Below are 3,013 nucleotides of genomic sequence, written 5' to 3'. Positions count from 1 at the left end.
GCCAAGAACGTCGGCGAGCTCATCGCACAGACCGACGTCGACGGCGGTCTCGTGGGCGGCGCGTCACTCAAGGCCGACGAGTTCGCGCAACTCTCCGCGATCGCCGCGGGCGGCCCGCTCCTGTAGGTCAATCCCGTAGGGGCAGTACGAACACCGTGCCCGTGGGGCGCAGGATCACTCGCGATTCTGCGCCCCACGGGCTTTTTCGTTGCATTGCCGACCGGCTCGACGGTCGGGGAGAGGTGGTGCCCGCATGAGCGGCCTCGACCACGCTCACCGTCGCACCGCGACCGTGGTGTTCGGCCTGGTTGCGGTGATGCTTGTCGCCGCGTGCCTGCGCCCGGCCATCACCGCCGTCGGACCCCTGCTCGACGACATCGGAGCCGATACCGGACTCGGAAGCACCGGACTCGGCGTCCTCGGTGCCGTGCCCCTGCTGTGCTTCGCCGCGGTCTCCCCATGGATTCACCGCCCTGCCGCCAGGTTCGGTGCCCAGCGCATGGTCCTCGTCGCCATGCTCGTGCTGACCCTCGGCATCCTGCTGCGGTCGGTGCCCGGAGCGCTGTGGTTGTGGAGCGGCACGATCGCGATCGGGGTGGGTATCGGTATCGGCAACGTGCTGCTACCCGCCATCGTCAAACGCGACCACTCCACCCGCATCGCCACCGTCACGGGCGTGTACTCGTCGGTGACCACCGGCGCCGCCGGATTGGGATCCGGTCTGGCCGTTCCCTTCCTCGCTCTCACCGGGAACTGGCGGGCCGCGCTCGCATTGTGGGCTCTCGTTTCCCTGAGTGCGGCCGCCGTGTGGATCGTGCGCGGGCGGGTCCTGCCGGCCCCTCGGCCCGTCGTCCCGGCGGCAACCCCGGGCGTATCGATGTGGCGCTCGGCTACCGCGTGGCAGGTCACGGCGCTGATGGGCCTGCAGTCCACCACGTTCTATCTGCTGGTGACGTGGCTTCCGTCCATCGAGACGAGCATCGGTGTCGATCGCGCCACCGCCGGCTGGCACCTGTCGGTCTACCAGATCATCGGCATCGTGTCCGGCCTCGCCGCGACCGCCCTCATGGGGCGCCGCAGCACCCAGAGTGTGCTCGCCGCGGTGGCCGGTTCGATCCTCGTCGTCGCGATGATCGGGCTGCTGTCGGCCCCCGACCTGGTCCTGCTGTGGGCGCTGGTCGCGGGCGTGAGCAGCGGCGCGACGTTCGTGATCGCAGTGTCACTGTTCGGGCTGCGCACCCGCACGGTCGCGCAGACCGCGCAGCTGTCCGGCATGGCGCAATGCATCGGGTACCTGTTGGCGGCGTCCGGGCCCGTGGTGGCCGGCGCGATGTTCGACCTGACCGGGACCTGGTCGGCGGTACTCGTGCTGGTTGCGGTGTGCGCGGTCGGGCAGGCCGTGGTCGGGGCGTTCGCGGGGCGCGACCGATTCACGCATCCCGGATGATCCGGCGGTGTGGGCGGGGTGCAGGCCACACCTGATCCAGCAGGTAAGCTGACGGCCGACGTCACCTACCATCCGAAGGACACCGAACACCGATATGGAACTGTTCCTGGACATCCTGCTGATCGTCACCAGCCTGCTGCTGATCCTGCTCGTGCTGCTGCACCGCGGTAAGGGCGGCGGCCTGTCCAGCCTGTTCGGCGGCGGCGTGCAGTCCAGCCTGTCCGGTTCGTCGGTCGCCGAGAAGAACCTCGACCGGCTGACCGTGTTCACCGGCCTCATCTGGGTGATCGCAATTCTCGGCATCGGACTGCAGATCAAGTTCAGCTGAACCGTTCCCCGGTCGCGCATCGACCGTAGGGCGCCGATACTGGCCGCATGACGGACACCGTGCCGGCTTCGGCCACCGAACCCTTGCGCGACGACATCCGACTGCTCGGCGGGATCCTCGGCGACGTGGTCCGCGACCAGGCCGGCGACGACGTCTTCGCCCTGGTCGAGGCGGCTCGGGTGGCCAGTTTCCGCATCCGCCGCTCCGAGATGGACCGCGCCGAACTGGCCGGACGGTTCGCATCCGTGCCCACCGCCGACCTGGTCCCGATCGTGCGGGCCTTCAGCTACTTCGGGCTGCTCGCCAACCTCGCCGAGGACCTGCACCGGGAACGCCGCCGGGCCGTGCACGTGCGCGCCGGAGATCCGCCGCAGGACAGCTCGCTCGCCGCGACCTACGCCAAACTCGACGCGGTGCAACTCGATCCGGAGACCGTCGCCGACGCTCTCGCCACCGCGCTCGTCGCCCCGGTGGTGACCGCGCACCCCACCGAGACCCGGCGGCGCACCGTGTTCGACGTGCAGACCGCCGTCACCGAGCTGATGCGGCGCCGCGAACACACCACCGATCCGCAGGTGCTGTCCGCTCTGGACCGTGATCTGTACCGGCACATCCTCACCCTGTGGCAGACCGCGCTGATCCGGTTGGCGCGGTTGCGAATCAGCGACGAGATCGACAACGGCCTGCGCTACTACGACATGGCGCTGTTCGCGGTGGTGCCCGCGCTCAACACCGAAGTCCGTCGTGCACTGCGGCAGCGTTGGCCCGACGCGGCCGTGCTCACCCAGCCCATCGTGCGGCCGGGAACCTGGATCGGCGGCGACCGCGACGGCAATCCCAACGTCGACGCCGCGGTGGTCACCACCGCGGTCGACCGTGCGTGTGCCACCGCCCTCGATCATTACCTCACCGAACTCGCGGCACTCGAACGCGACCTGTCGATGTCCGAGCGCACCACGACCATCACCCCCGCGTTGCGCAGCCTCGCCGATACTTCCGGTGACGACAACCCGGCGCACAGCGACGAACCGTATCGCCGTGCGGTGCACGGCATTCGTGGTCGGCTCACCGCGAGCGCCACACAGCTGCTGCCCGACATCGAACTGCCGCACACCGTCGACGCGGAGCGCCCCGCCTACGGCTCACCCGCGCAGTTGCTCGCCGATCTCGCCATCGTCGACACTTCCCTGCGCCACGGTGGGGGAGCGGTGATCGCCGACGACCGGCTCGCTCGTCTG

At 69.6% G+C, this 3,013-nt stretch carries 4 protein-coding genes; all 4 read left to right on the top strand.

Features of this window, described 5'->3' with window-relative positions:
* A partial coding sequence (locus tag Q8814_RS25400) for a triose-phosphate isomerase (RefSeq protein ID WP_330154720.1) occupies positions 1-126 on the top strand: 126 nt, incomplete at its 5' end.
* A gap of 127 nt (positions 127-253) precedes the next feature.
* The gene (locus tag Q8814_RS25395; RefSeq protein ID WP_330154719.1) at positions 254-1,447 is read left to right on the top strand and encodes an MFS transporter; all 1,194 of its coding nucleotides are present in this window, start codon (positions 254-256) and stop codon (positions 1,445-1,447) included.
* Between the two features lie 94 nt (positions 1,448-1,541).
* Complete coding sequence (gene secG / locus Q8814_RS25390) at positions 1,542-1,775, top strand: preprotein translocase subunit SecG (RefSeq protein ID WP_330154718.1); 234 nt, start codon at positions 1,542-1,544, stop codon at positions 1,773-1,775.
* Between the two features lie 47 nt (positions 1,776-1,822).
* On the top strand, positions 1,823-3,013 hold a 1,191-nt coding region (locus Q8814_RS25385; protein WP_330154717.1), incomplete at its 3' end, for a phosphoenolpyruvate carboxylase.

It is taken from the genome of Rhodococcus chondri (genome assembly GCF_036327435.1).
Classification (GTDB): domain Bacteria; phylum Actinomycetota; class Actinomycetes; order Mycobacteriales; family Mycobacteriaceae; genus Rhodococcus; species Rhodococcus chondri.
This window is presented reverse-complemented; position numbering and strand designations above follow the sequence as displayed.